Source organism: Streptomyces sp. NPDC001450 (genome assembly GCF_053597295.1).
Genome location: NZ_JBSFHY010000003.1, coordinates 153794 through 178242, shown reverse-complemented (window position 1 = coordinate 178242; position 24449 = coordinate 153794). Strand labels below are relative to the sequence as shown.

The following is a 24449-nucleotide window of genomic DNA, read 5'->3' as shown; positions in this document are numbered from 1 at the left end:
GAGGGGGCCCAGCGTGACGATTCTGGAGAGCATCAGGGGACCACGCGACCTGAAGGCGCTGTCCGAGGCGGAACTCGGTGAACTGTCCGAAGAAATCCGTGAGTTCCTGGTGCATGCGGTGGCGAGAACCGGCGGTCACCTCGGGCCCAACCTGGGGGTGGTGGAACTCTCCATCGCGCTCCACCGGGTCTTCGAGTCGCCGGTCGACCGCATCCTGTGGGACACCGGCCACCAGAGCTATGTCCACAAGCTGCTGACGGGACGTCAGGACTTCTCCAAGCTGCGCGGCAAGGGCGGCCTGTCCGGCTATCCCTCGCGCGAGGAGTCCGAGCACGACGTCATCGAGAACAGCCACGCCTCCACCGCGCTCGGCTGGGCCGACGGCCTCGCCAAGGCCAACCAGGTGCAGGGGGCGAAGGGCCATGTGGTCGCGGTCATCGGCGACGGCGCGCTGACCGGCGGCATGGCCTGGGAGGCGCTCAACAACATCGCGGCCGCCAAGGACCGGCCGCTGATCGTCGTCGTCAACGACAACGAGCGTTCGTACGCCCCGACCATCGGGGGCCTGGCCAACCACCTGGCCACCCTGCGCACCACCGACGGCTACGAGAAGGTCCTCGCCTGGGGCAAGGACGTGCTGCTGCGGACCCCGGTCGTCGGCCACACCGTCTACGAGTCCCTGCACGGCGCGAAGAAGGGCTTCAAGGACGCCTTCGCCCCGCAGGGCATGTTCGAGGACCTGGGCCTGAAGTACGTCGGTCCGATCGACGGGCACGACATCAAGGCCGTGGAGTCGGCGCTGCGACGGGCGAAACGCTTCCACGGGCCCGTCCTGGTCCACTGCCTCACGGAGAAGGGCCGCGGCTACGAACCCGCCCTCGCCCACGAGGAGGACCACTTCCACACCGTCGGCGTGATGGACCCGCTCACCTGCGCGCCGCTCACGCCGTCCAGCGGGCCCTCCTGGACCTCGGTGTTCGGCGACGAGATCGTCAGGATCGGCGAGGAGCGGGAGGACGTCGTGGCTATCACGGCGGCCATGCTGCACCCGGTGGGCCTCGGCGCGTTCGCCGAGCGCTTTCCGGACCGGGTGTGGGACGTGGGCATCGCCGAGCAGCACGCGGCCGTCTCCGCCGCCGGTCTCGCCACCGGCGGGCTCCACCCGGTCGTCGCCGTCTACGCCACCTTCCTCAACCGTGCCTTCGACCAGCTGCTGATGGACGTCGCCCTGCACCGGTGCGGGGTGACCTTCGTGCTGGACCGGGCCGGCGTCACCGGCGTGGACGGGGCGTCGCACAACGGCATGTGGGACATGTCCGTCCTGCAGGTCGTCCCGGGCCTCAGGATCGCCGCGCCGCGGGACGCCGATCAACTGCGCGCTCAGCTGCGCGAGGCCGTCGCCGTGGACGACGCGCCCACCCTGGTCCGCTTCCCGAAGGAGTCCGTGGGCCCGCGGATCCCGGCGGTCGACCGCGTCGGCGGCATGGACGTCCTGCACCGTGGCGAAGGCCCCGAGGTGCTGCTGGTGGCCGTCGGCGTGATGGCGCCCGTGTGCCTGCAGGCCGCCGAGCTGCTGGCGGCGCGGGGCATCGACTGCACCGTGGTCGACCCCCGTTGGGTCAAGCCCGTCGACCCCGAGCTGCCGGGGCTGGCCGCCGCACACCGGCTGGTGGCCGTCGTGGAGGACAACAGCCGGGCCGCCGGGGTCGGTTCGGCCGTGGCGCTCGCCCTCGGCGACGCCGACGTGGACGTGCCGGTACGGCGGTTCGGCATCCCGGAGCAGTTCCTCGCGCACGCCAAGCGCAGCGAGGTGCTGGCCGACATCGGCCTCACGCCCGTCGAGATCGCCGGACGGATCGGCGCGAGCCTGGCCGCCAAGGACGCGAGTTTCGCAGTCGAGGACGCGGGGGGCACAGTCAAGGAGAAAGCTGAATGACCAAGGAGTTCGACCTCGGCGCCCTCCTCGCCGACCGCGGAGCCGAGCGCTACGAGCTGCACGCGAAGTACCTGAACCCGCAGCTCCCGCGCATGCTGCACACCATCGGCTTCGACAAGGTCTACGAGCGCGCCGAGGGCGCCCACTTCTACGACGCGGACGGCAACGACTACCTGGACATGCTCGCCGGGTTCGGGGTGATGGGCCTGGGCCGCCACCACCCGGTCGTCCGCAAGGCGCTGCACGACGTCATGGACCTGAACCTCGCCGACCTCACCCGCTTCGACTGCCAGCCGCTGCCCGGCCTGCTCGCGGAGCGGCTGCTCGCCCACAGCCCGCACCTGGACCGGGTGTTCTTCGGCAACAGCGGCACCGAAGCCGTCGAGACCGCCCTGAAGTTCGCCCGGTACGCCACCGGCAGGCCGCGCGTCCTCTACTGCGACCACGCCTTCCACGGCCTGACCACCGGCTCCCTGTCGGTCAACGGCGAGGACGGCTTCCGGGACGGCTTCGCCCCGCTGCTCCCCGACACCGCCGTACCCCTCGGCGATCTCGACGCGCTCGCGCGAGAGCTGAAGAAGGGCGACGTGGCCGCCCTGATCGTGGAGCCGATCCAGGGCAAGGGCGTTCACGAGGCCCCGCCCGGCTGTCTGCGCGCCGCGCAGGACCTGCTGCACCGGCACAAGGCGCTGCTCATCGCCGACGAGGTGCAGACCGGCCTCGGCCGCACCGGCGACTTCTACGCCTACCAGCACGAGGACGGCGTCGAACCGGATCTGGTGTGCGTGGCCAAGGCGCTGTCCGGCGGCTACGTCCCGGTCGGTGCGACCCTGGGCAAGGACTGGATCTTCCAGAAGGTCTACTCGTCCATGGACCGCGTCCTGGTCCACTCGGCGAGCTTCGGGTCCAACGCACAGGCGATGGCGGCCGGCCTCGCCGTGCTGTCGGTGATGGAGAACGAGCAGATCGTCGCCGGGGTGCGCACCACGGGCGACCTGCTGAAGTCCCGGCTCACCGCGCTGATCGACAAGTACGAGCTGCTCGCCGACGTCCGCGGCCGGGGCCTGATGATCGGCATCGAGTTCGGAAAGCCCAGCTCGCTGAAGCTGCGCAGCCGCTGGACCATGCTCCAGGCCGCGCGCAAGGGCCTGTTCGCGCAGATGGTGGTCGTACCGCTGCTGCAACGGCACCGGATCCTCACCCAGGTCTCCGGCGACCATCTGGAGGTCATCAAGCTGATCCCGCCGCTGGTCGTGAACGAGGCCGACGTGAGCCGGTTCGTCGACGCCTTCACGGCGGTGATGGACGACGCGCACAACGGCGGGGGCCTCATGTGGGACTTCGGCAAGACCCTGATCAAGCAGGCGGTGGCCAACCGCTGAAGCCGGGATTTTGCCTGTGAGGCAAGAAATTTGCCGCAGAGGCAACGGTCCGGCTGAATGGAGGCATGAACGCCTCAGAAGCCGCGCCGCCGGCGGGCCAGGGCGACGACCTGCCCGCCGTGGCGCCGCAGCTGCGCGCCCTGCGCCGGCGCTCCGGCCTCACCCTGGAGGCCGCGGCCCGGTCGGCCGGGCTCTCGCCGGCCCATCTGTCCCGGCTGGAGACCGGGCAGCGCCAGCCCTCGCTGCCGATGCTGCTCGCGCTCGCCCGCATCTACGGTACGACTGTCTCGGAGCTGCTCGGCGAGACGGTCGCCGACCGGGACGCCGTCGTGCGCGCCGCCGACATGGAACCCACCCACGCGGGCGGCTGGACCTACTTCCAGGCCGGAGCCCCGGGGCGCGGCATGCAGGCGCTGCGCGTCCGGGTGCCGTACGGCGCCCAGGGCGACATCGTGCGCGTCCACCCCGGGGAGGAGTGGCTCCATGTCCTCAAGGGGCGGCTCAGGCTGCGCCTGGGGGACACCGCGCACCTGCTGACGCCCGGCGACAGCGCGCACTTCGACTCGCTCACCCCGCACCGCCTCGCCGCCGAGGACCACGACGGCGTGGAGCTGCTGTTCGTCCACACCCTGCTGCAGAGCCCCACGGCCGCGCTGTGCCTGGGCCCGCTGACTGGAGAGCTGCCATGAGCAACTTCGAGGAGAGGTTCCCCCGCTCGCTGTGGGTCCGGCTGATCATCTACATCGCCGTCGGCCACCTGTTCGCCGCGTTCCTCTACCTGTTGTTCGCGCTGGGCGCCAAGGGCTGACCGCCGTCAGTCCACCAGGCGCTCCCGCAGCCGCTCCCGGGTCTCGGGGGTGAGCCCCAGGCCCTGTTCGAAGTAGGCGTCCACGCCGCCCCACGTCTCCTCGATGCTCGCGAAGGCCGCCTGAAGGTACTCGGCGCGGGCGTCGAAGAGCGGGCTCAGCAGCTCCATCACCTCGGGCGTGTACGCGGTGTCCGGGCTGCCGTTGCGACGGACCTTGTAGCGCCGGTGCGTGGCGTTGGACTCCAGGTAGTCGGCGACGACGGCATCGCGCTCCACGCCCACGGCAAGAAGCGTGACGGCTATGGAGATGCCCGCGCGGTCCTTGCCCGCGGCGCAGTGCATCAGCGCGGGCACGCTGTCCTCGGCGATCGCGTGCAGCACCCGGGAGTGCTCGCCGGTGCGCTCCTTGACGATCGTCCGGTACGAGGCGACCATCCGGGCCGCCGCCTTGCCGTCCGCGAGGATGCCGCGCAGCTGCTCGATGTCGCCGTCGCGGACCATCTTCCAGAACTCGGCGCCGTCCGCCGGGTCGCTCAGCGGCAGGTTCACGTTCCGCACGCCGGGCAGCTCGACGTCCGGGCCCTCCAGCTTCTGGTCGGCCGCGTTGCGGAAGTCGAAGATCGTGTGCAGGCGCAGGGACGCGAGGAAGGCCGCGTCCTCCTCGGTCGCGTGCGCGAGGTGGCCGCTGCGGAACAGCACTCCTGGGCGCACCCGCCGTCCGTCCGCGGTCGGCAGTCCGCCCACGTCGCGGAAATTGCGGACTCCGGCCAGCTCGGGCTCGGTCGAGGGGACCTGCTGCGTCACGGGGGCTCCTCCTGGTCGGCCCCGCCGGCGCGGCTCGTCGACGGGCACTCCGTCGACGATACGACATCGATTTCCTCGGGCAATGAGTTGTCCACAGGCGTTGCCACCAGGGGCTGCGGGGCCTAATGATGTTCGCACTTGAGCGGATCTGTTGACACCTGTGAGGTCTCGATGGTGGACATCGCCGAAGACGGTCGTACGTGGCTCCTGTCGGGGCCCGGCAGCAGCTATGCGCTGCATCTCAGCGAGGCGGACGAACTGCTGCACCTGCACTGGGGGCCACGGATCGCGCTCGCCGACGCCGAGGCCCTGGCGGTGAGCCCGCTGCCTGCCTACTGGCCCTTCGAGTCCCCGCTCGACGGCCGCGAGGAATACCCCGTCGAGGGCGGCCCCCGCTTCGTCCGTCCGGCCCTGTCCGTGCGCACCGAGGAGCGGCGCGGCACCGAGTGGCGCTTCGTGGCGTACTCCATCGAAGACGGTGCTGGCAGCGCCGACGGTGACGAACTGCGGCTCGGCTTCGACGACGACGGGCTCGCCGTCACCCTGCACTACCGGATGCGCGGGGACGTCGTGGAGCGCTGGGTGACCGTGGAGAACGGCTCGCACGCGCGCGTGGAGCTGCTGCGCGCCGACGCCGCCACCTGGACCCTGCCGGACCGCGAGGGCTGGCGGCTGTCCCAGCTGCACGGCCGCTGGGCCGCCGAGTCCCTGCTGACCACATCCCCCCTCACCTACGGCGAGAAGTCCATCGGCAGCCGTCGCGGCCACACCGGCCACCAGCACCTGCCCTGGGTCGCGCTGGACACCGACGCGACCGAGGAACGCGGCGAGGTCTACGGCTGCGCGCTCGGCTGGTCCGGCTCCTGGCGGATCGCCGTCGCCCAACTTCCGGACGCGCGCGTGCAGATCACCGGCGGCGCCGGCTACGACGACTCGGGCCTCCTGCTGCTCCAGCCGGGGGAGTCGTACACCACTCCCGTCTTCGCCGGCCTGTGGAGCGACGGCGGCTTCGGCGGGGCCAGCCGCACCTGGCACGCCTACCAGCGGGCGTACGTCATCCCGGACGCGGAGCGGGACCGGCCGGTGCTGTTCAACTCCTGGGAGGCGACCACCTTCGACATCTCCGAGGAGCAGCAGACCGCCCTCGCCCGCCGGGCCGCCGAGATCGGCGTCGAGCTGTTCGTCGTGGACGACGGCTGGTTCGGTGCCCGCACCAGTGACCGGGCCGGCCTCGGCGACTGGACGCCCAACCCCGACCGCTTCCCGCACGGCCTCAAGCCCCTCGCCGACCAGGTGCACGACCTCGGTATGCAGTTCGGTATCTGGGTCGAGCCCGAGATGGTCAACCCCGACAGCGACCTCTACCGAGCCCACCCCGACTGGGTGCAGTACCAACCGGGACGTAAGCGGACGGAACTGCGCAACCAGCTCGTCCTCAACCTCGCCCGCGAAGACGTCCAGGAGTACCTCTGGGGGCAGCTGGACACCCTCCTGTCGAGCGCCCCGGTCGACTACGTGAAGTGGGACTTCAACCGCTGCTTCACCGACGCCGGCTGGCCCGGGGAGCCGTACCCGCAGCGCCTGTGGGTCGACCACGTCCGCGCCCTGTACGCCCTGCTGGACCGGCTGCGCGCAGCCCATCCCTCGGTCGCCTTCGAGTCCTGCTCGGGCGGCGGCGGGCGGATCGACCTCGGCGTGATGAGCCGCACCGACCAGGTGTGGACCTCCGACAACACCGACCCGCTCGACCGGCTCGCCATCCAGCACGGCTTCAGCCAGATCCATCCGGCGCGGGTCATGGCCGCCTGGGTCACCGACAGCCCGAACACCCAGCTCAACGGACGGGAGAGCTCGCTGCGGTTCCGTTTCGTCAGCTCGATGGCCGGGGTGCTCGGCGTCGGTGGCGACCTCACCGAGTGGACCGGGGAGGAACTGGCCGAGGCCCACCGGTGGGTGGAGCTCTACAAGGAGATCCGCCCGGTCGTCCAGCGCGGCGACCAGTACCGGCTGCGGCCCCCGACGGGCGGCCTGAGCGCCGTCCAGTACGTCCTCGGGGACGCGGCCGTGGTCCTCGCCTGCCTCCAGGCGCAGCGCTACGGCGAGCCGGTGCCGGCGCTGCGGCTGCGCGGACTCGACCCGACGGCGTCGTACGAATGCCGCGAAACGGGCGAAGTGCACCGAGGGGCGGTCCTGCTGCACCACGGGCTGCGCACCGGACTGAAGGGTGACCTGGATGCGACGGTTCTCCGACTGTGCCGCATCTGAGCTGTCTGTCCGAATTGGCACCTTCGTTCCAACTCGGTCTGGAGTGAGGGAGCGTGTGGAGCCGGCGCGTGAGGAGCGTCATATTCGTCACCGTGCGTCGTGCGTCATGTTCACGTAATCCCCATAAAGGCGAAGGCAATTGAAAAGGGGGAGGATTCGGGGATTCACGGAAAGTGACCGTGAATTCCCGAATTCGATCACTTGAATCCCCGACGTCTGGAACCAGCTGCTTGTCCGGGTGCGTCTTGCTCGCTTACGTTCGCCACCAATCCGGACGGAACGCCGAATCCTGCCGCCGCCCGGAGTCCCCACACACTTCACCCGTGTTCGGCAGGAGCGGGGGACCCGCCAGGTACGACTGCCTGTCCCGGTCTCCGAGACAGGCTGGGGTGCAGCCGCGCACCACGCGGCCGGGCAGCTCCAGCCCGAACCCGTCAGCTCACCTCGCAGGCGCCGGAGAGGAATGCGCCATGCCCGCGAAGGGTAAGCACCGCCGTCCCAAGACCCCGCGTTTCACCCGCTCGATCGCAGTCGCCGGAACCGGTGGCGCCGCGCTGGCCCTGCCGCTCCTCGGGGCCACCGGAGCGCACGCCGCCACCACGCAGTCCGTTCCCGGAAAGGCCGTGCTGTCCCTTCCGGCCGTGGAAAAGGCGGCCGTGAAGAAGGCGGCTGTGAAGAAGGCGGCCGCACAGCAGAATTCGGGTGTGCGTACCTACACGGTGAAGTCCGGCGACTGGCTTGCGAAGATCGCCGGCGCGCAGCACGTCAGCGGCGGCTGGCAGCGGCTCTACGACGACAACCGGCAGGCCGTCGGTCAGGACCCCTCGCTTATCCACCCGGGTCTGAAGCTGTCGCTCGGCGCGAAGGCCGCCCAGGCGCACACCGAGCCCTCCGCCCCGGCGCCGGCGTCCCCGTCCCGGTCCCAGTCCGGCCAGGCCTCCGGTGCCGCCACCGCACCCTCCGCCCCCTCCGTGCCCTCCACCGGCCACACCCTCCCGGTCGCCGGCGCCACCATCGGCACCGGCTACCACGTGGCCGGCAGCATGTGGTCCAGCGGCTACCACACCGGCGTCGACTTCGTCGTGCCGACCGGTACCCCGCTCAAGGCCGTCGCCGCCGGCACCGTCGTCTCCGCCGGGTGGGGCGGCGCGTACGGCAACCAGGTCGTCATCAAGCTGAACGACGGCTACTACGCCCAGTACGGCCACCTCTCGCAGCTCTCCGTCTCGGCCGGCCAGACCGTGACCGCGGGCCAGCAGATCGGCCTCTCCGGCGCGACCGGCAACGTGACCGGCCCGCACCTGCACTTCGAGATCCGCACCACGCCGAACTACGGCTCGGACATCGACCCGGTCGGCTACCTCCGCTCCCACGGCGTCGCCGTCTGAGGCTCCCGGCACCGGGACCCACTCTCGAGAATCACCTGCCTGACAGCCGCCGAGGGCCGGACCCCGTCCCGGGGTCCGGCCTTCGGCGTGTGCGCACGTCAACGCGTCCGACCGGGGCGCTATTCCTGGATTGGCAAATGATTTAAGGGTGTCTCATCTCACCGTTCGTCAACCCCTGCCTACGGTCGCGTAGGTCACATCCGAAGGTGAATCATGGTCCGACGTGGCAGACGATTCGAAGAATGACAACAGATCAGTGATCGGGTCGTACGTGGCGGTGGGGGACAGCTTCACCGAGGGCGTGGGCGACCCCGGCCCCGACGGGGCGTTCGTGGGCTGGGCCGACCGGTTCGCGGTACTGCTCGCGGACCGGCGTCCCGAGGGCGACTTCGCGTACACCAACCTGGCCGTGCGCGGAAAGCTGCTCGACCAGATCATGGCGGACCAGCTCCCGAAGGCCGTCGAACTGGCCCCGGACCTCGTGTCCTTCTGCGCGGGCGGCAACGACATCATCCGGCCCGGCACCGACCCGGACGAGGTGGCCGAGCGTTTCGAGCGGGCCATTTCCCAGCTCACCGAATCCGCGGGCACGGTGCTGGTGACGACCGGCTTCGACACCCGTGGCGTCCCCCTGCTCAAGCATCTGCGCGGCAAGATCGCGACCTACAACGGGCACGTCCGCGCCATCGCCGACCGGTACGGCTGCCCCGTGCTCGACCTGTGGTCCCTGAAGTCCGTCCAGGACCGCAGAGCGTGGGACGACGACCGGCTCCACCTCTCACCCGAGGGGCACACGCGCGTGGCGCTGCGCGCCGGCCAGGCCCTCGGCCTGCAGATCCCGGCCGACCCGGAGCAGCCCTGGCCGCCGCTCCCGCCCCGGGGCACCCTGGACATCCGCCGCGACGACGTCCACTGGGCCCGCGAGTACCTCGTCCCGTGGATCGGCCGCCGGTTGCGCGGCGAGTCCTCCGGGGACCATGTGACGGCGAAGGGCACCCTGTCGCCGGACGACATCAAGATGCGGATCGCGTCGGTCGCGTGACGGCCGGCGTCCGTGCCCCGCACCGCGAGCGCGGCGGTGCGGGGCACAGCCGTACCACCGCCCCGACCGGACGCTCACCGTTCCCGCTCGGCCAACGCCTCCCGGCCCAGCCCGAGTTCCCGGGCCAGGGCCTCGTCCGCCCACTGCCGCGCCCGGGACCGCGGCACCGCGCCCGGGTACGACGTCAGCTGTACCGCGAGGCCGTCCAGGAGTGCGGTGAGCCGCAGCGCCGCTCCCGCCGGGTCGGCGCACGCGAACTCGCCCGCCGCCACGCCCTCCGCGATGACCTCGGTGATCGCCGCCTTCCACTGCTGGTCCAGATCGCGGGTGACCTGCCGGAGGGTGGGTTCGCGCAGCGCCACCGCCCAGCCCTCGATCCACAGCCGCCAGCCCTTGGCCTGGCCCGTGGGCGCGTACCAGCGCACGGCGGCCCGCAGCCGCCGCAGCGCGGAGGTGCGCCGGCCCAGCAGCCCCCGCAGATGCGCGAGGTCGTCCGCGGCCGCGTAGGTGAAGGCCTCGGCGACCAGCTTCTCCTTGGTCGAGAAGTGATACAGCACCAGCGCGTTGCTCACACCGAGCGCGGAGGCCACGTCGGCGATCCTCACCGCCGCCACGCCCCGCACCTCGATCTGCTCGATGGCGGCCCGCAGCAACTCCTCCCGCCGCTCGGCCACACTCAACCGCACTCTCGCCACGCGGTCACCCTAATCCGTCGCTCAGGGCCGCGCCGAAAGGGCCCGGCTCCTTCGGCCACTTCGCGTGCCGCGGGCCCAGAGGCGCCCGGCCGGCGTCAGCGGTACCAGCCGAAGCGCTCCGCGATCACCGGCAGGCGGTCGCTCACCAGGGCGTGGGCGGCGGCGCGCGGGGTCGTAACGTCGACCTCCGCGCGTGTGAGCATCAGGCCGACCAGGGCGCGCATCGAACGGCGGATGTGGGCGAACGCCTCATCCGCGTCCGGGCCGATGTCGCCGAACAGGGTCCACCACCACCAGGCGTTCGTGGCGGAGTTGACCACCACGTCCGGCAGCACGGTCACCCCGCGCGCGGCCAGCAGCGCCTCCGCCTCCGGCAGGACGGGCATGTTGGCCGCCTCGACGATCCAGCGGGCGGTGATCCGTTCCTGTTCGGCGGTGCCGATCGCGTACGACACCGCGGCGGGCACCAGCACCTCCGCGTCCGCGGACAGCCACGCGTCACCGGGCAGTTCACGGTCGCCGGGGCGCAGCGCGGAGCGGTCGACCGTGCCGTAGGCGTCCCGCGCGGCCAGCAGCGCCTCCACGTCGAGCCCCTCCGGGTTGGCGACGGTCCCCTTGACGTCGGCCACGGCCACCACAGTGAGCCCCGCGCGCGCGAGGAAGCGGGCCGTGGCCCCGCCCATCGTGCCCAGGCCCTGCACGGCCACCCGGGTGCCCCGGTACGGCACCGACGCCCGGTCCAGGGCGGCCAGCACCGACTCGGCCACTCCGCAGCCGCCCGCCAGCTCGTCCAGGCCGATGCCGTCCACCTCGACGGCGAAGGCGTCCGCGAGCCGCTCACGGGCCGCCGTCTCGTCGTCCAGCAGCGGGTACACGGCCTGCACGGAGGAGACCAGGCCCGCCTCCGCGGCCGCACGGTCCACCAGGTCCTGGCTGAGGCCCAGATCCTCGCCGGTGGTCCAGAAGCTCTCGATGTACGGCCGCATGGCACGCAGGTAGCGCACGAGCAGGTCGTACGCCCCGGGGTCCTGCGGATCGCAGTCGATGCCGCCCTTGGCCCCGCCGAGAGGGACGTAACGGCTCTCGGGGTTGTAGTGCAGGGCTTCCTTCATCGTCATGCCGCGGGCGAGTCCGGCCACCTCCTCCAGGGTGCAGCCGGGCCGCATCCGCAGCCCGCCGCTGGCCACGCCCCGCACCAGCCGGTCCACGACCAGGAAACCCCGGCGGCCGGTGATGTGGTCGGTCCAGACGAGCGACATCAGGGGGGCGGTCATGGGGTCTCCCGGGTGAGCATTACTGAATCACGATTCAGTATTCGGAGCCGGTGGACGGCGTGTCAACGGGCGACGGACCCTCAGCGGCGCACGCAGGGCGCCGGCCTGTGACCCCGGCCACCCCGGTCTGTCGGAGGCGCCGACCATAATGGAGGGCCTCAGCGACTCCACCAGGAGGTACCGTGACCGGTTTGCGTTCCCAGAGCTTCGGGCTCGGCATGCTTCAGCCCGAGGCCTTCGGCGCGGAACCGAGCGGTGAGCGCATGGCCCGTATCCGCCGCTCCCCCCACTTCAAGGGCGGCGTCTTCCAGAACCCCGGCGGCACCGCCGGCACCCGGCCTTCCGGTTCCATGCTGGACTTCGCCAAAGTGTTCCTGGACAAGGACACCCGACCGCTGCGCGCCCCCCGCGGCACCGTCCCGGTGCACGCCACCACCCTGGCCGACCTCGCCAAGCCGCCGGCCACGGGGCTGCGGGTGACCTGGATGGGCCACTCCAGCGTGCTCGTGGAGATCGACGGCCACCGCGTCCTGTTCGACCCCGTCTGGGGTGAGCGCTGCTCCCCGTTCCCCTTCGCCGGGCCCAGGCGGCTGCACCCGGTGCCGCTGCCGCTGGCCGCGCTCGGCCCGGTCGACGTGGTGGTCGTCTCGCACGACCACTACGACCACCTGGACATGCCCACGATCAAGGCGCTGGCCGGCACGGACACCGTGTTCGCCGTGCCGCTCGGCGTCGGTGCCCACCTCGAGCACTGGGGCGTGTCCGCGGACCGGCTGCGCGAACTCGACTGGCACGAGGCCACCAAGGTCGGCGGACTCACCCTCACCGCCACCCCGGCCCGCCACTTCTGCGGCCGCGGCCTGCGCAACACCCAGCACACCCTGTGGGCGTCCTGGGCCGTGGCGGGCGAGGAGCACCGGGTCTACCACAGCGGGGACACCGGCTACTTCGAGGGCTTCAAGGACATCGGCGCGGCCCACGGCCCGTTCGACGCCACGATGATCCAGATCGGCGCGTACAGCGAGTTCTGGACCGACATCCACATGACCCCGGAGGAAGGCCTGCGCGCCCACCTCGACCTCCAGGGCGGAGCCCCGCACGGAGTACTGCTGCCGATCCACTGGGGCACCTTCAACCTGGCCCCGCACCCGTGGGCCGAACCCGGCGAGTGGACCAAGGAGGCCGCCGAGGAGGCCGGCCAGGCCGTGGCGCTGCCCCGCCCCGGCGAGCCCTTCGAGCCCGCCGGCAAGCTCCCCGCCGAGCCCTGGTGGCGAGGCGTCTCCGGAACCGTCCGCCGCACCTGGCGCGCGCTCGGAGCGCTGGCCGCCGAGCCCGGCGTGCGCAAGGGGCTCGACCACGGCTGATCGGTGACCCGCGCGTTTCTCCGGATAAAACGTACAATTATTGATGAAGTGTACGACGTATCCGGAGCGCGGCCATGGCGCGGCGAGACAACCCAGAAAGACGGGGGCGCCTCAACCGCCCCCGCGTGCTCGCCGCGGCCGTCGACCTGGTCGACCGTGAGGGGCTCGCGGCCCTGACCATGCGCCGCCTCGCCGCGGACCTGGGTGTGGAGCCGATGGCTCTCTACCGGTACACCGCCGGCAAGGAAGCCCTTCTCGACGGCCTCGTGGAGGCGTTCTTCGCCGAGGTCAACGAGCGGCTGCGGACCGAGGCGCAGCAGGCCCGCGCCGGCTCGGGCGCCGCACCCGAAGAACCGCCCTGGCGGGCCGAACTGCGCAGGATCGCCCGGGCGTTCGCGCACGTCGTGCACGCCCACCCCGAGATCCTCCCCGTGGTCGCCACCCGCCCGCTCGCCGTGCCCGTGGCCCGTCGCCCGCAGCCCTGGCTCCAGCTCACCGAGCACATGCTCGCCGTCCTGGCCCGGGCCGGATTCGACGACTCCACCGTGATCACCGTCCACCGGACCTTCGTGGCCTGGACCCTCGGCTGCCTCCTCGTGGACAAGCGCCAGGTGGTGGACGACAGCGAGGAACCGGACCTCATGCTCCGGCTCGGCCTGCACCGGCTGCCCGCCGCCGACTATCCACGGCTGCGCGCCCTCGTGCCGCGCTTCGGTGAGTACGACGACGAACGCGAACTGATGGACGGCCTCGACCGACTGCTGAGCGGTCTGCCCGAGGCCCCCCTTGACGCCTTCTATCACGGCGGAGCACCCTGAGGATACGACGTACATATCTGGCGTAAACGTCATCAAACGTCATCGCGTGTTGTTCGACGTCACCGATCGTCGAAATCCGCACGGTCCTCACAGGCAGCACTCGCGCCGTCGGGTGGCTCTGTGGCGCGCCCGACGGCGCCGGAAGAAGCGGTCATGTCCAGCACTTCTCAACCCGTCCTGCGCGTGCGCGTCACCGCCAAGGACGCGGAAACCCTGCGCGCCCTCCTGCGCGACGCGCATCCCGATGTCGGCGGGAGCCCCCGCCGAGCCGATGACGGCAGCTGCAGCATCGACGCCTACGTCACCGGCGAACAGGCTGAGGCCCTCGAACGCGAGGGCGTGTCGGTCACCACGATCGAGAACGCCACGGCCAAGGGGCTCGCCCGCCAGGCCGAGGTCGGCGAGGGGGACCGGTTCGCCCCCGACGACGCCGTGCCGCACGGGCTGGCCGTCAAGGCGTAGCGCCCGGGAGGAACGCCATGTCGTACCTGAACATCACCGAGGTCGAGTCCGCCGTGACCAGCCTGGCCACCGCCTTCCCGGCCACGAGCCGGCTCATCGACCTGCCCGAGCCCTCGGTCGAGGGCCGCGGCGGTCACGCTCTGCGGATCGGCACCGCCCCGGCCGGTACCCGCGACTGCGCCGTCCTGGTCGGCGGCGTCCACGCCCGGGAATGGGGCAGCTGCGAGATCCTGGTCCACTTCGCCGCCGACCTGCTGGAGGCGTACGACGCCGGAACCGGCCTGGTCTACGGAGGGACGAGATTCACCAGCGATCAGGTGCACAGGGTCCTGGACGAGCTGGAGGTCGTCGTCTTCCCACTGGTGAACCCGGACGGCCGGCTGCACAGCCAGACCGTCGAGCCGATGTGGCGCAAGAACCGCAACCCGGCGCAGTCGGGCGGCGACCCCGACCGCATCGGCGTCGACATCAACCGCAACTACGACTTCCTCTTCGACTTCGGGACCGCCTTCGACCCGGACGCGGCACCGCGCGTCTCCGCCGACCCCGGCGACCTCGTCTACCAGGGTCCCCGCCCCTTCTCGGAACCCGAGACCCGCAACGTCCGCTGGCTGCTCGACACCTACCCGCGCACCCGCTGGTTCGTCGACGTGCACAGCTACTCCGAGGACATGCTGACCGTCTGGGGCGACGACGAGAACCAGTCCGCCTCCCCGGCCCAGAACTTCCTCAACCCGGCCTTCGACCATCAGCGCGGAGTGCCCGGTGACGCGTACGCGGAGTACGTTCCGAAGTCCGACGCCGACGACGCCGTGGTGCTCGCCGAACAGTTCTGCACGGCACTGCACGGCGTACGCGGCCGTACCTACACCCCGATGTCCGCCTTCCACCTGTACCCGACCTGTGGAACCAGCGACGACTACGCCTACTCCCGGCACCGCGCCGACGAGCGCAAGGGCAAGATCCTCGGTTTCACCATCGAGTGGGGCGACGAACCCGGTGGCTTCCACCCGCCGTGGCCGGAGATGGAGCGGATCGTCCTGGACGTCGACGCCGGGCTGGTCCAGTTCTGCGTCACAGCACTCGATTCCGTGTCTCTGGACCGACTCTGAGCTCAGGCCACGACTGACACTCTCTGTGACAATTTCTCGGAGTGGGCAGAGGGCGGCCGGAGTGTCCCGGTGGGGCTCGTGGATGGTCCGGTACCCGAGGCCGGGAACCGAGGTGAAGCGAGGGGGTCCCGGTGCCCCGGACTGCCCACTCGCCCCAGCGACCGCTTTTGAGCAGGTTGTTTCGATCGCTTTCGGGTCGGACCGGTGAATGTGGCACGGTTATCGGTCTGTCGTACGAAGCCTCATACCAGAGCGGGACCATCTCCGGGTGACTTTGTCAACTGCCCACCGCACTTGATGCGCAGGCGACTACTGTGAGTGTCCGGATGGCAGCCCGACGGACCAGTACGAGGACGCAGATGTCTCAGCTCCGTGCACCGGCCGCCCGCGCCGACCGCCATGAAGGCGGCCGGCACGGGCGACCGGTCGCCCGACCCGCTCCCGCACTGCCCGAGACGCACCTACGGCCTCAGCTCATGCGGCTCGCCGTGCTGCCGCCCGTCGCGGTCGCGCTCAGCGCCAGTGCGGCCGTCGTGTTCTGCATCCGCTCCACCGGCGCACGCCCCGCGCCCACCCTGTGGGCCGTGCTCGCCGGTGCGGTCGCGGTGACCCTCGCGGGCATCGTGATCGCCGCCGTCGCCGCGGACCGGGCCGCCCGCTCGGTCAGCGACCGCGTCGGTGCCCTGCGCCGCAGCGCCGCGCGCGGCGAGGCCGATCTGCGTGCCCTCGTCGAGGCGCTGCGCCATGGCGAGACCCCGCCGCAGCGGGGGCCGCGCCGCCGACCGCCGCAGGACGCCGACGACTTCGAACTGCTCGCCGCCGACCTGGCCCACGCGTACGACGGCGCCGTCACCGCCGTCGTGCAGGCCAGCCGGCTCTCCAGCCAGGCGGGCAGTGAGCAGAAGCTCGAGGTCTTCGTCAACCTCGCGCGGCGGCTCCAGTCCCTGGTGCACCGGGAGATCTCGATCCTCGACGACCTGGAACACGAGATCGAGGACCCCGCACTCCTCAAGGGCCTGTTCCACGTCGACCACCTGGCCACCCGGATCCGGCGGCACGCCGAGAACCTCGCCGTGCTCGGCGGCGCCGTCTCCCGCCGGCAGTGGAGCAACCCGGTGAACATGACCGAGGTGCTGCGCTCCGCCATCGCCGAGGTCGAGCAGTACTCCCGGGTCAAGCTGGTGCCCCCCATCGACGGCGAGCTGCGCGGCCACGCCGTCGCCGACGTGATCCACCTGCTGGCGGAACTCGTCGAGAACGCCACGGTGTTCTCCGCCCCGCACACCCAGGTGCTGCTCCGCGCCAACCTCGTCACCTCCGGGCTCGCCGTGGAGGTCGAGGACCGCGGGCTCGGCATGCCGGTCGGCGAACAGAACAAGATGAACGCCCTGCTCGCCGACCCCGACCAGGTCAATGTCGCGAGCCTGCTGGCCGACGGCCGTATCGGCCTCTACGTCGTCTCCCAGCTTGCCCGGCGCCACGGCATCAGCGTGCGCCTGCAGACCAACATCTACGGCGGTGTGCAGGCCGTACTCGTGGTCCCGCAGGCGTTGTTGGGCACGACACGGGGTGTACCCGGGGCCGTTCCGCAGCCCCAGGGTCCGGCGGGGAGCGGCCAGGTGCCGCAGCAGGGGCGGTGCGCATCCGCGGAGCACCTGACGGGAGCCGCGGCCGGGGCGGGCCCGGTGGGCGCGCCCGGCACGAGTGACCCGGGCGGTGCGCGGACCGCAGGACAGGGCGGGACCGGACAGGACCCGGCGGCCGGACGGCGGCGGCACGCGCAGCACGGATCCGGGAACGGCGGCACCCCCGGGAGCGGGGGCATGCACAACGGGGGCGCCCAGAGCGGGGGTTCGGCGGGCACACCGCCGCCGCTGCCCGTGCGCGGTACCCATGAGCAGCGGCCGAACATCGCCGAGGCCGTGCCCGGCGTCAGCGCCGAGGACCGGTCGGTGCTCGAGACCCATGCGGGCACCCTGCCCACCCCACGCACCGGTGCCGTCCGAGGCACCATGGGCAAGCCCCAACTGCCCCGCCGACGGGCCCAGGAGCACATCGTTCCCCAACTGCGCGGCGGTCCGGCTCCCCGCCAGGACGGCGACGTCGTCCCGGGCCACGACCCCGGCCTGATGGCCGCCTTCCAGCGGGGCATCGGACTCGCCGAGGCACAGCAGAACATGGAGCCGGCGTACGGGGATTCACCTCGTGCGGAGGCTGTACCCGGGGTGCCCGGACCCATGGACGTGAGCCAGGCCCACAGAGCACCGGCCACGGTGCCGCCCCATGTGCGCCCCGCACACGCCGACGCAACTCCGCTGGGCGGCACCTCCATGGCTGCCCACCCCATGGACGCGGCCAACCCCCTGGCCCCGACGCCCATATCCCAGATGCACACGCACGCGCCCGTATCCGAGGGCACCGGCCGGTCCGACGGGAGCGCACCGGCCGGATGACCACCCTCGTCAGTCCCGCACCACCCCCCACCCCCAGCGCTCCCGCTGACCTTCGTACCCCAAGGAGTCGATCCACCATGGCGAGCGACGCGCCGACCGCCCAGGCATCCGACCTCGACTGGCTGCTGAGCGGCCTAGTGCAGCGCGTACCGCACACCACCAGCGCGGTGCTCCTGTCCTGCGACGGGCTGGTGAAGTCCGTGCACGGTCTCGATCCCGACAGCGCCGACCACATGGCGGCCCTGGCCTCCGGCCTGTACTCCCTGGGCCGCAGCGCGGGCGTCCGGTTCGGCGACGGCGGGGACGTCCGCCAGGTCGTCGTCGAACTCGACTCGACGCTGTTGTTCGTCACCACCGCCGGTTCCGGCACCTGCCTCGCCGTGCTCGCCGGCCGTGAGGCCGACGCCGCCGTGCTCGGCTACGAGATGGCGATGCTGGTCAAGAGCGTCCGCCCGTACCTGGTGACAGCACCCCGGCAGCACGCCGTCGAGTCCACGACGATGAGGCCTTGAACGTGGCCGCAGCCGGCGACGGGCCCTGGCTCGACGACGCGGCCGGACGGCTGGTGCGCCCGTTCACGGTCAGCAACGGCCGCACCGAGCCCAGCATCGCCCTCGACCTGATGTCGCAGGTGATGGCCACCGGTGTCACCCCGCTCGGCTACCTCGGCCCCGAGCACGCCCAGGCGCTCGACCTGTGCCGCGCGCCCGTCTCGGTGGCCGAGGCGGCCGCGCATCTGAAACTGCCCGCCGTGGTCACCAAGGTGCTCCTCTCGGACCTGGTCGACTGCGGGGCGCTGACCACCAAGCCCCCCGCGTTCCACCACAACCCTACTGACCGGTCTCTGCTGGAGGCAGTGCTCGATGGACTACGACGACAGCTCTGACCCGTTCCCGACCGCCCTCAAGATCCTGGTGGCGGGCGGGTTCGGGGTCGGTAAGACCACCTTCGTGGGAGCGGTCAGCGAGATCGCCCCGCTCAGCACCGAGGAGCTGCTCACCACGGTCAGCGCCGCCACGGACAACCTCGACGGCATCGAGAACAAGGTCGAGACGACGGTCGCCATGGACTTCGGCCGGATCACCCTCGATCCGGAGCACGTCCTGTACCTGTTCGGCACGCCGGGGCAGGAGCGGTTCTGGTTCATGTGGGACGAGCTGTCGGAAGGGGCGCTCGGCGCGGTCATCCTCGCCGACACCCGCCGTCTGGAGGAGTGCTTCGCGGCCGTGGACTTCTTCGAGGAACGCGGTCTCGCCTTCATCGTCGCCATCAACGAGTTCGACGGCGGCTACCGATACGACCCGGAGGAGGTGCGCGCGGCCCTCGACCTCGACCCGGAGATCCCGGTCGTCTGCTGCGACGCCCGCATCTCCAGCTCCGGTGTGCAGACCCTGCTCACCCTCGTACGCCACCTCATCGCCCACGCCCCGGCGCCCGCGCCGAGCCACGGCGCCCACATGTGATCCCGCCATACCGCCCACGGAGCCGCCATATGCGACACGCCCACAGCGCCGGAGCCCGGCCATGAGCTACGAGCCGCCCCGACCGGTCCGGGGTCTGCTGCTCACCCCCGAGGACAGGGAGGCACCCGCCCGCATCTCCCGCCTGCGCCGACTCGGCCTGGGGGAGCGGCCCGAACCCGCTCTCGACGCCTTCGCACACCATCTCGCCCAGCTCACCGGCGCGCCGTACGCCATGGTCAACTTCGTCGGCGAGGACCGCCAGTACTTCGCGGGCCTGCGCACCCCGGTGACCGCGCCGGTGGTCCGGGAGGACGGCAGCAGGCCCGAGGTCGGGCGTGTCCTGCCGCGCGACCACGGCTTCTGCCCGCATGTCGTGGTCCGCCGCAGGGCCCTGGTGCTGGAGGACGTCTGCGACTATCCGCGCTTCGCCGGCAACCCGGTCGTGGACGAGTACGGCATCCGCTCCTACCTCGGCGCCCCGCTCATCGACAGCTCCGGCATGGCGCTCGGCACCGTGTGCGCCTTCGACATCGCACCCCGGGCCTGGGGGAGGTCCGGGCTGGACACCATCAAGGCGCTGGCGGCCGAACTCGTCGTACGCATCGAACGGTCCGCGGACGACGGGCTGCCGATCTGAGGTGCCCGCGGGGAGGGACACGGCCGCGGGCATCCGGGAGGCGTGAAGGAAAGCTGAGGCGGCGGTTAAGAAAAGCTCGATGGACCCCGGCCCGCGCGTACGGCAGATTGCAGGGTGATTCCACCCCTCTGACCCGGTGCGGGCTCCTTTCGGCATGCCCGCGACCGGGACCTCATCCACAGGAGTCGTCGCGTTGAAGGCGCTGGTCAAGGAGAAGGCGGAGCCCGGGCTCTGGCTCGCGGACGTACCCGAGCCCGAAATCGGTCCCGGGGACGTGCTGATCAAGGTCATGCGGACCGGTATCTGCGGCACCGACCTGCACATCCGGGCCTGGGACGGCTGGGCGCAGCAGGCCATCAGCACTCCGCTCGTGCTCGGACACGAGTTCGTCGGGCAGGTCGTCGAGACCGGCCGCGACGTCACCGACATCCGGGTCGGCGACCGGGTCAGCGGTGAGGGCCACCTGGTGTGCGGCAAGTGCCGCAACTGTCTGGCCGGCCGCCGGCACCTGTGCCGGGCCACCGTCGGACTCGGCGTCGGCCGGGACGGCGCGTTCGCCGAGTACGTCGCGCTGCCCGCATCCAACGTCTGGGTGCACCGCGTCCCCGTCGACCTCGACGTCGCCGCGATCTTCGACCCGTTCGGCAACGCCGTGCACACCGCGCTGTCCTTCCCGCTGGTCGGCGAGGACGTCCTGATCACCGGAGCCGGGCCGATCGGCCTCATGGCGGCGGCGGTGGCCCGCCACGCCGGCGCCCGCAACGTCGTCGTCACCGACGTCAGCGAGGAGCGCCTGGAGCTCGCCCGCAAGATCGGCGTGAGCCTCGCCCTGAACGTCGCCCGGACCTCGATCGCCGACGGACAGCGGGAGCTGGGCCTGCGCGAGGGCTTCGACATCGGCCTGGAGATGTCCGGCCGCCCCGAGGCCATGCGGGACATGATCGCCAACATGACGCACGGCGGCCGGATCGCCATGCTCGGCCTGCCCGCCGAGGAGTTCCCGGTCGACTGGTCCCGGATCGTCACCTCGATGATCACCATCAAGGGCATCTACGGCCGCGAGATGTTCGAGACCTGGTACGCGATGTCGGTCCTGCTGGAGGGCGGCCTCGACCTCGCCCCGGTGATCACCGGCCGGTACGGCTACCGCGACTTCGAGGCGGCTTTCGCCGACGCGGCCAGCGGCACCGGCGGCAAGATCATCCTCGACTGGACCGCGTAACTCTCGTAGAGCTTTAGGAGCTTTCTCATGTTCGACTCCGTCCGCGACGACCTGCGCGTCACGCTCGACGAGATCCGCGCCGCCGGTCTGCACAAGCCCGAGCGGGTCATCGGCACCCCGCAGTCCGCGACCGTCAACGTCAGCGCCGGCGGCCGCCCCGGCGAGGTCCTCAACTTCTGCGCCAACAACTACCTCGGCCTCGCCGACCACCCCGAGGTGATCGGCGCCGCCCACCAGGCCCTGGACCGCTGGGGCTACGGCATGGCCTCCGTGCGCTTCATCTGCGGTACCCAGGAAGTGCACAAGGAGCTGGAGGCACGCCTGTCCGCGTTCCTCGGCCAGGAGGACACGATCCTGTACTCCTCCTGCTTCGACGCCAACGGCGGTGTCTTCGAGACCCTGCTCGGCGAGGAGGACGCGGTGATCTCCGACGCCCTCAACCACGCCTCCATCATCGACGGCATCCGCCTGTCCAAGGCCCGCCGCTTCCGCTACGCCAACCGCGATCTCGCGGACCTGGAGGCCAAGCTCAAGGAGGCGACCGAGGGCGGCGCGCGGCGCAAGCTGATCGTCACCGACGGCGTCTTCTCCATGGACGGCTACGTGGCCCCGCTCGGTGAGATCTGCGACCTCGCCGACCGCTACGACGCGATGGTCATGGTCGACGACTCGCACGCCGTCGGCTTCGTCGGCCCCAGCGGCCGCGGCACCCCCGAGCTGCACGGCGTCATGGACCGCGTCGACATCATCACCGGCACCCTCGGCAAGGCGCTCGGCGGCGCCTCCGGCGGCTATGTCGCCGCCCGCGCCGAGATCGTCGCCCTGCTGCGCCAGCGCTCCCGCCCGTACCTGTTCTCCAACACACTGGCCCCGGTGATCGCCGCCGCCTCCCTGAAGGTCCTCGACCTGCTGGAGTCGGCCGACGACCTGCGCGTCCGGCTCGCCGACAACACCGCGCTGTTCCGCCGCCGGATGACCGAGGAGGGCTTCGACATCCTCCCCGGGGACCACGCCATCGCCCCCGTCATGATCGGAGACGCGGCAGAGGCGGCCCGCATGGCGGAACTGCTGCTGGAGCGGGGCGTGTACGTGATCGGCTTCTCCTACCCGGTCGTCCCGCAGGGCCAGGCCCGCATTCGCGTCCAGCTGTCCGCCGCGCACTCCACCGAGGACGTCGACCGGGCCGTGGACGCCTTCGTCGCCGCCCGCGCGGAGCTGGCGGCCTGACCAGTGCGGACACCCTGAGATAATTGATCCATGATCGAAGCCCGGCGGCTCCACATCCTCCGTGCGGTGGCCGACCACCGCACGGTCACCGCGGCGGCCGCCGCGCTCTATCTCACCCCCTCCGCCGTCTCCCAGCAGCTGGCGGCCCTGGAGCAGGAGACCGGGCACCGCCTGGTCGAGCGCAGCGCCAAGGGCGTACGGCTCACGCCGGCAGGCGAGATCCTGCTCGGCCACACCAACGCGGTCCTGGCCCAGCTGGAGCGGGCCGAGGCCGAGCTGGCGGCCTACGGCTCCGGGGAGGCCGGCACGGTCACCGTGGCCGCCTTCGCGACCGGCATCGCCCAGGTGGTGGCGCCCGCGGTGGCCCGCCTCGCGGCAGCCGCGCCCGGCATACGCATCCGTGTGCAGGACGCCGAGGGCGACGCCAGCCTGCCCATGGTCCTGGACCGGCAGGTGGACGTCGCGGTCGCCGTCGAGTACCGCGGCGCCCCGCCCGCCGACGACCCCCGGCTCACCCACGTGCCCCTGTACGCCGAGCCCTTCGACGCGGTCGTCCCGGTCGGCCACCGCCTCGCCGACGCCCCCGAGGTTCCGCTCGCCGAGCTGGCCAAGGACCCGTGGATCGGCCCGTACCCCGGCAACCCCTGCCACGACGTGGTCGTCCTCGCCTGCGAGAGCGCCGGGTTCCAGCCCCGCCTCGAGCACTCCTCCGACGACTTCCGCGCCGTCGTCGCCCTGGCCTCGGCCGACGCGGGCGTGGCCCTCGTGCCGCGCTCGGCCCTGCGCGGCATGGATCTCACGGGTGTGGTCGTCCGCCCCGTCGACGGCGTGGCCCCGACCCGCCGGGTCTTCGCGGCCGTACGGCGCGGAGCCGAGGGACACCCCCTGATCCGTCAGGTGCTGGCGGCATTGGGGGAGGCGGCGCAGGCGTGAGCCTTCCGTAACACTCGCTTCTCATATCCGGGATAGCGTCCCGCATATGAGAGGCGAAGGTTCTGACCCCGTCGACGCCCGGATCGGTGCCCGGCTGGCCGAACTCAGGGCACAACACGGCTGGTCCCTGGGCGAGTTGGCCGAGCGCAGCGGAGTGAGCAGGTCGACCCTGTCCCGGGCCGAGCGCGCCGAGATCAGCGCCACCGCGGCACTCCTCAACCGCCTCTGCCACGTCTACGGACGCACCATGTCCCAACTGCTCAGCGAGGTCGAGGCGGAACCGGCCCCGCTGGTACGGGCGGCCGAGCAGCAGGTGTGGCAGGACCGCGCCTCCGGTTTCGTACGCCGGTCCGTGTCCCCGCCGCACGCCGGCCTGCGCGGCGAACTGGTCGAGGGCCGGCTCACCCCGGGCGCCGACATCGCGTACGACCGCCCGCCCGTGTCCGGCCTGGAACAGCACCTGTGGGTCCTCGAGGGCGCGCTGGAAGTGACTGTCGGCGACACCGGCCACCGTCTCGACGCGGGCGACTGCCTGCGGATGCGGGTCTTCGGGCCGACGAGGTTCTGCTGCGCCGGGCCGGAAGCGGCGCGCTATGTGCTGGCGGTGGTGCGGCCGTGAGGGTGCTGCGCTGGAACGAGGCCCAGGTGCGGGACGGAAGCGAGGAGTTGGCCGGGCTGCTGGCCGACACTGTGGCCGGGGGCGCCTCGGTCGGCTTCCTCGCGCCGCTCGGGCGGGCGGCGGCCGCCGCCTGGTGGCGGGAGCGGGCCGACGCGGTGGCGACCGGGCGGCTGGCGGTGTGGGTGGCCGTGGACGACACGGACCGGGTCGCGGGGACGGTGAGCCTGGCCCTGCCCGACAAGCCCAACAGCCGCCACCGCGCCGAACTGGTGAAGCTGATGGTGCACCGCTCCGCGCGCGGGCACGGCCTCGGCCGCAGGCTCCTCACCACCGCCGAGGACGCGGCCGCCGCCACCGGCATCACCCTCCTCCACCTGGACACCGAGACCGGCAGCCCCGCCGAACACCTCTACCGCTCGGCCGGCTGGACCGAGGCCGGCACCCTCCCCGACTACGCGGCGAACCCGGCGGGCGAACTGCGCCCGACGACCCTCTACTTCAAGCGGTTGGGTCCGCCGATCGGGTGACTGTCAGTGGCAGGAGCT

General features: G+C 71.7%; 24 protein-coding genes and 1 riboswitch. Of the genes, 21 read left to right on the top strand and 3 right to left on the bottom strand.

Going from position 1 to position 24449, the window contains the following annotated elements; translation table 11 throughout:
- The first annotated feature begins 13 nt into the window (after positions 1 to 13).
- The 4 genes from dxs to ACWC5O_RS04295 all read left to right on the top strand — a co-directional run bounded on the left by dxs (position 14) and on the right by ACWC5O_RS04295 (position 4126).
- Complete coding sequence (gene dxs, locus ACWC5O_RS04310) at positions 14 to 1936, top strand: 1-deoxy-D-xylulose-5-phosphate synthase (protein WP_450584893.1); 1923 nt, start codon at positions 14 to 16, stop codon at positions 1934 to 1936.
- On the top strand, positions 1933 to 3318 hold the full coding sequence (locus ACWC5O_RS04305; protein WP_450584891.1) for an aspartate aminotransferase family protein: 1386 nt from the start codon (positions 1933 to 1935) through the stop codon (positions 3316 to 3318). The genes dxs and ACWC5O_RS04305 overlap by 4 nt, the downstream gene beginning before the upstream one ends.
- A 65-nt stretch (positions 3319 to 3383) precedes the next feature.
- Positions 3384 to 4007 carry a helix-turn-helix domain-containing protein gene (locus ACWC5O_RS04300; protein ID WP_450584890.1) on the top strand — a complete coding sequence of 208 codons (624 nt, stop codon included), beginning with the start codon at positions 3384 to 3386 and terminating at the stop codon, positions 4005 to 4007.
- Positions 4004 to 4126: a DUF6126 family protein gene (locus ACWC5O_RS04295; protein ID WP_450584888.1), complete on the top strand. Its 123-nt coding sequence runs from the start codon at positions 4004 to 4006 to the stop codon at positions 4124 to 4126. Before ACWC5O_RS04300 ends, ACWC5O_RS04295 begins: the two co-directional genes overlap by 4 nt.
- 6 nt (positions 4127 to 4132) lie before the next feature.
- On the opposite strand, the gene ACWC5O_RS04290 is transcribed toward ACWC5O_RS04295, so the two are convergent.
- On the bottom strand, positions 4133 to 4930 hold the full coding sequence (locus tag ACWC5O_RS04290) for a tyrosine-protein phosphatase (RefSeq protein ID WP_450584887.1): 798 nt from the start codon (positions 4928 to 4930) through the stop codon (positions 4133 to 4135).
- Between the two features lie 171 nt (positions 4931 to 5101).
- Between ACWC5O_RS04290 and ACWC5O_RS04285 the strand changes: the two genes are divergently transcribed.
- From ACWC5O_RS04285 to ACWC5O_RS04275, 3 genes are all read left to right on the top strand, one after another.
- Entirely contained in the window at positions 5102 to 7195 is a 2094-nt protein-coding gene (locus ACWC5O_RS04285) for an alpha-galactosidase (protein ID WP_450585083.1), read from the top strand.
- Positions 7196 to 7498: 303 nt separating this feature from the next.
- Positions 7499 to 7661: riboswitch (cyclic di-AMP (ydaO/yuaA leader) on the top strand.
- Between the two features lie 4 nt (positions 7662 to 7665).
- Positions 7666 to 8583 carry a peptidoglycan DD-metalloendopeptidase family protein gene (locus ACWC5O_RS04280; RefSeq protein ID WP_450584885.1) on the top strand — a complete coding sequence of 306 codons (918 nt, stop codon included), beginning with the start codon at positions 7666 to 7668 and terminating at the stop codon, positions 8581 to 8583.
- Between the two features lie 256 nt (positions 8584 to 8839).
- Positions 8840 to 9625 carry an SGNH/GDSL hydrolase family protein gene (locus ACWC5O_RS04275; RefSeq protein WP_450584883.1) on the top strand — a complete coding sequence of 262 codons (786 nt, stop codon included), beginning with the start codon at positions 8840 to 8842 and terminating at the stop codon, positions 9623 to 9625.
- Between the two features lie 74 nt (positions 9626 to 9699).
- Here ACWC5O_RS04275 and ACWC5O_RS04270 read toward each other — a convergent pair whose 3' ends face one another.
- Positions 9700 to 10320: a TetR/AcrR family transcriptional regulator gene (locus ACWC5O_RS04270; protein WP_450584881.1), complete on the bottom strand. Its 621-nt coding sequence runs from the start codon at positions 10318 to 10320 to the stop codon at positions 9700 to 9702.
- Between the two features lie 95 nt (positions 10321 to 10415).
- The gene (locus tag ACWC5O_RS04265; RefSeq protein ID WP_450584879.1) at positions 10416 to 11594 is read right to left on the bottom strand and encodes a Glu/Leu/Phe/Val dehydrogenase dimerization domain-containing protein; all 1179 of its coding nucleotides are present in this window, start codon (positions 11592 to 11594) and stop codon (positions 10416 to 10418) included.
- Between the two features lie 182 nt (positions 11595 to 11776).
- Here ACWC5O_RS04265 and ACWC5O_RS04260 point away from each other — a divergent pair, with 182 nt between their 5' ends.
- The 14 genes from ACWC5O_RS04260 to ACWC5O_RS04195 all read left to right on the top strand — a co-directional run bounded on the left by ACWC5O_RS04260 (position 11777) and on the right by ACWC5O_RS04195 (position 24431).
- Positions 11777 to 12958 (top strand): MBL fold metallo-hydrolase, encoded by a 1182-nt coding sequence (locus ACWC5O_RS04260; protein WP_450584877.1) that lies wholly within the window; start codon positions 11777 to 11779, stop codon positions 12956 to 12958.
- A gap of 125 nt (positions 12959 to 13083) precedes the next feature.
- Positions 13084 to 13776: a TetR/AcrR family transcriptional regulator gene (locus ACWC5O_RS04255; RefSeq protein WP_450584875.1), complete on the top strand. Its 693-nt coding sequence runs from the start codon at positions 13084 to 13086 to the stop codon at positions 13774 to 13776.
- Positions 13777 to 13929: 153 nt separating this feature from the next.
- On the top strand, positions 13930 to 14238 hold the full coding sequence (locus tag ACWC5O_RS04250) for a hypothetical protein (protein WP_450584874.1): 309 nt from the start codon (positions 13930 to 13932) through the stop codon (positions 14236 to 14238).
- Between the two features lie 17 nt (positions 14239 to 14255).
- The gene (locus tag ACWC5O_RS04245) at positions 14256 to 15350 is read left to right on the top strand and encodes a M14 family metallopeptidase (protein ID WP_450584872.1); all 1095 of its coding nucleotides are present in this window, start codon (positions 14256 to 14258) and stop codon (positions 15348 to 15350) included.
- A 359-nt stretch (positions 15351 to 15709) separates the two neighbouring features.
- Positions 15710 to 17803 (top strand): sensor histidine kinase, encoded by a 2094-nt coding sequence (locus tag ACWC5O_RS04240; protein WP_450584870.1) that lies wholly within the window; start codon positions 15710 to 15712, stop codon positions 17801 to 17803.
- A 77-nt stretch (positions 17804 to 17880) separates the two neighbouring features.
- Entirely contained in the window at positions 17881 to 18315 is a 435-nt protein-coding gene (locus ACWC5O_RS04235) for a roadblock/LC7 domain-containing protein (RefSeq protein WP_450584868.1), read from the top strand.
- A gap of 2 nt (positions 18316 to 18317) precedes the next feature.
- The gene (locus ACWC5O_RS04230) at positions 18318 to 18689 is read left to right on the top strand and encodes a DUF742 domain-containing protein (RefSeq protein ID WP_145877611.1); all 372 of its coding nucleotides are present in this window, start codon (positions 18318 to 18320) and stop codon (positions 18687 to 18689) included.
- Entirely contained in the window at positions 18667 to 19266 is a 600-nt protein-coding gene (locus ACWC5O_RS04225) for a GTP-binding protein (RefSeq protein WP_450584866.1), read from the top strand. The genes ACWC5O_RS04230 and ACWC5O_RS04225 overlap by 23 nt, the downstream gene beginning before the upstream one ends.
- Positions 19267 to 19327: 61 nt before the next feature.
- A complete protein-coding gene (locus ACWC5O_RS04220; RefSeq protein WP_450584865.1) occupies positions 19328 to 19903 on the top strand; it encodes a GAF domain-containing protein in 576 nt (191 codons plus the stop codon).
- Positions 19904 to 20096: 193 nt separating this feature from the next.
- Positions 20097 to 21125, top strand: coding sequence for an L-threonine 3-dehydrogenase (gene tdh, locus ACWC5O_RS04215; protein WP_450585081.1), 1029 nt, complete (start codon positions 20097 to 20099; stop codon positions 21123 to 21125).
- A 27-nt stretch (positions 21126 to 21152) separates the two neighbouring features.
- Positions 21153 to 22352 carry a glycine C-acetyltransferase gene (locus ACWC5O_RS04210; RefSeq protein ID WP_450584863.1) on the top strand — a complete coding sequence of 400 codons (1200 nt, stop codon included), beginning with the start codon at positions 21153 to 21155 and terminating at the stop codon, positions 22350 to 22352.
- A gap of 30 nt (positions 22353 to 22382) precedes the next feature.
- Positions 22383 to 23285 (top strand): LysR family transcriptional regulator, encoded by a 903-nt coding sequence (locus tag ACWC5O_RS04205; protein ID WP_393470332.1) that lies wholly within the window; start codon positions 22383 to 22385, stop codon positions 23283 to 23285.
- A 46-nt stretch (positions 23286 to 23331) separates the two neighbouring features.
- Positions 23332 to 23904 (top strand): helix-turn-helix domain-containing protein, encoded by a 573-nt coding sequence (locus ACWC5O_RS04200; protein WP_450584861.1) that lies wholly within the window; start codon positions 23332 to 23334, stop codon positions 23902 to 23904.
- On the top strand, positions 23901 to 24431 hold the full coding sequence (locus ACWC5O_RS04195) for an N-acetyltransferase family protein (protein WP_450584859.1): 531 nt from the start codon (positions 23901 to 23903) through the stop codon (positions 24429 to 24431). Before ACWC5O_RS04200 ends, ACWC5O_RS04195 begins: the two co-directional genes overlap by 4 nt.
- Positions 24432 to 24449 lie beyond the last annotated feature (18 nt).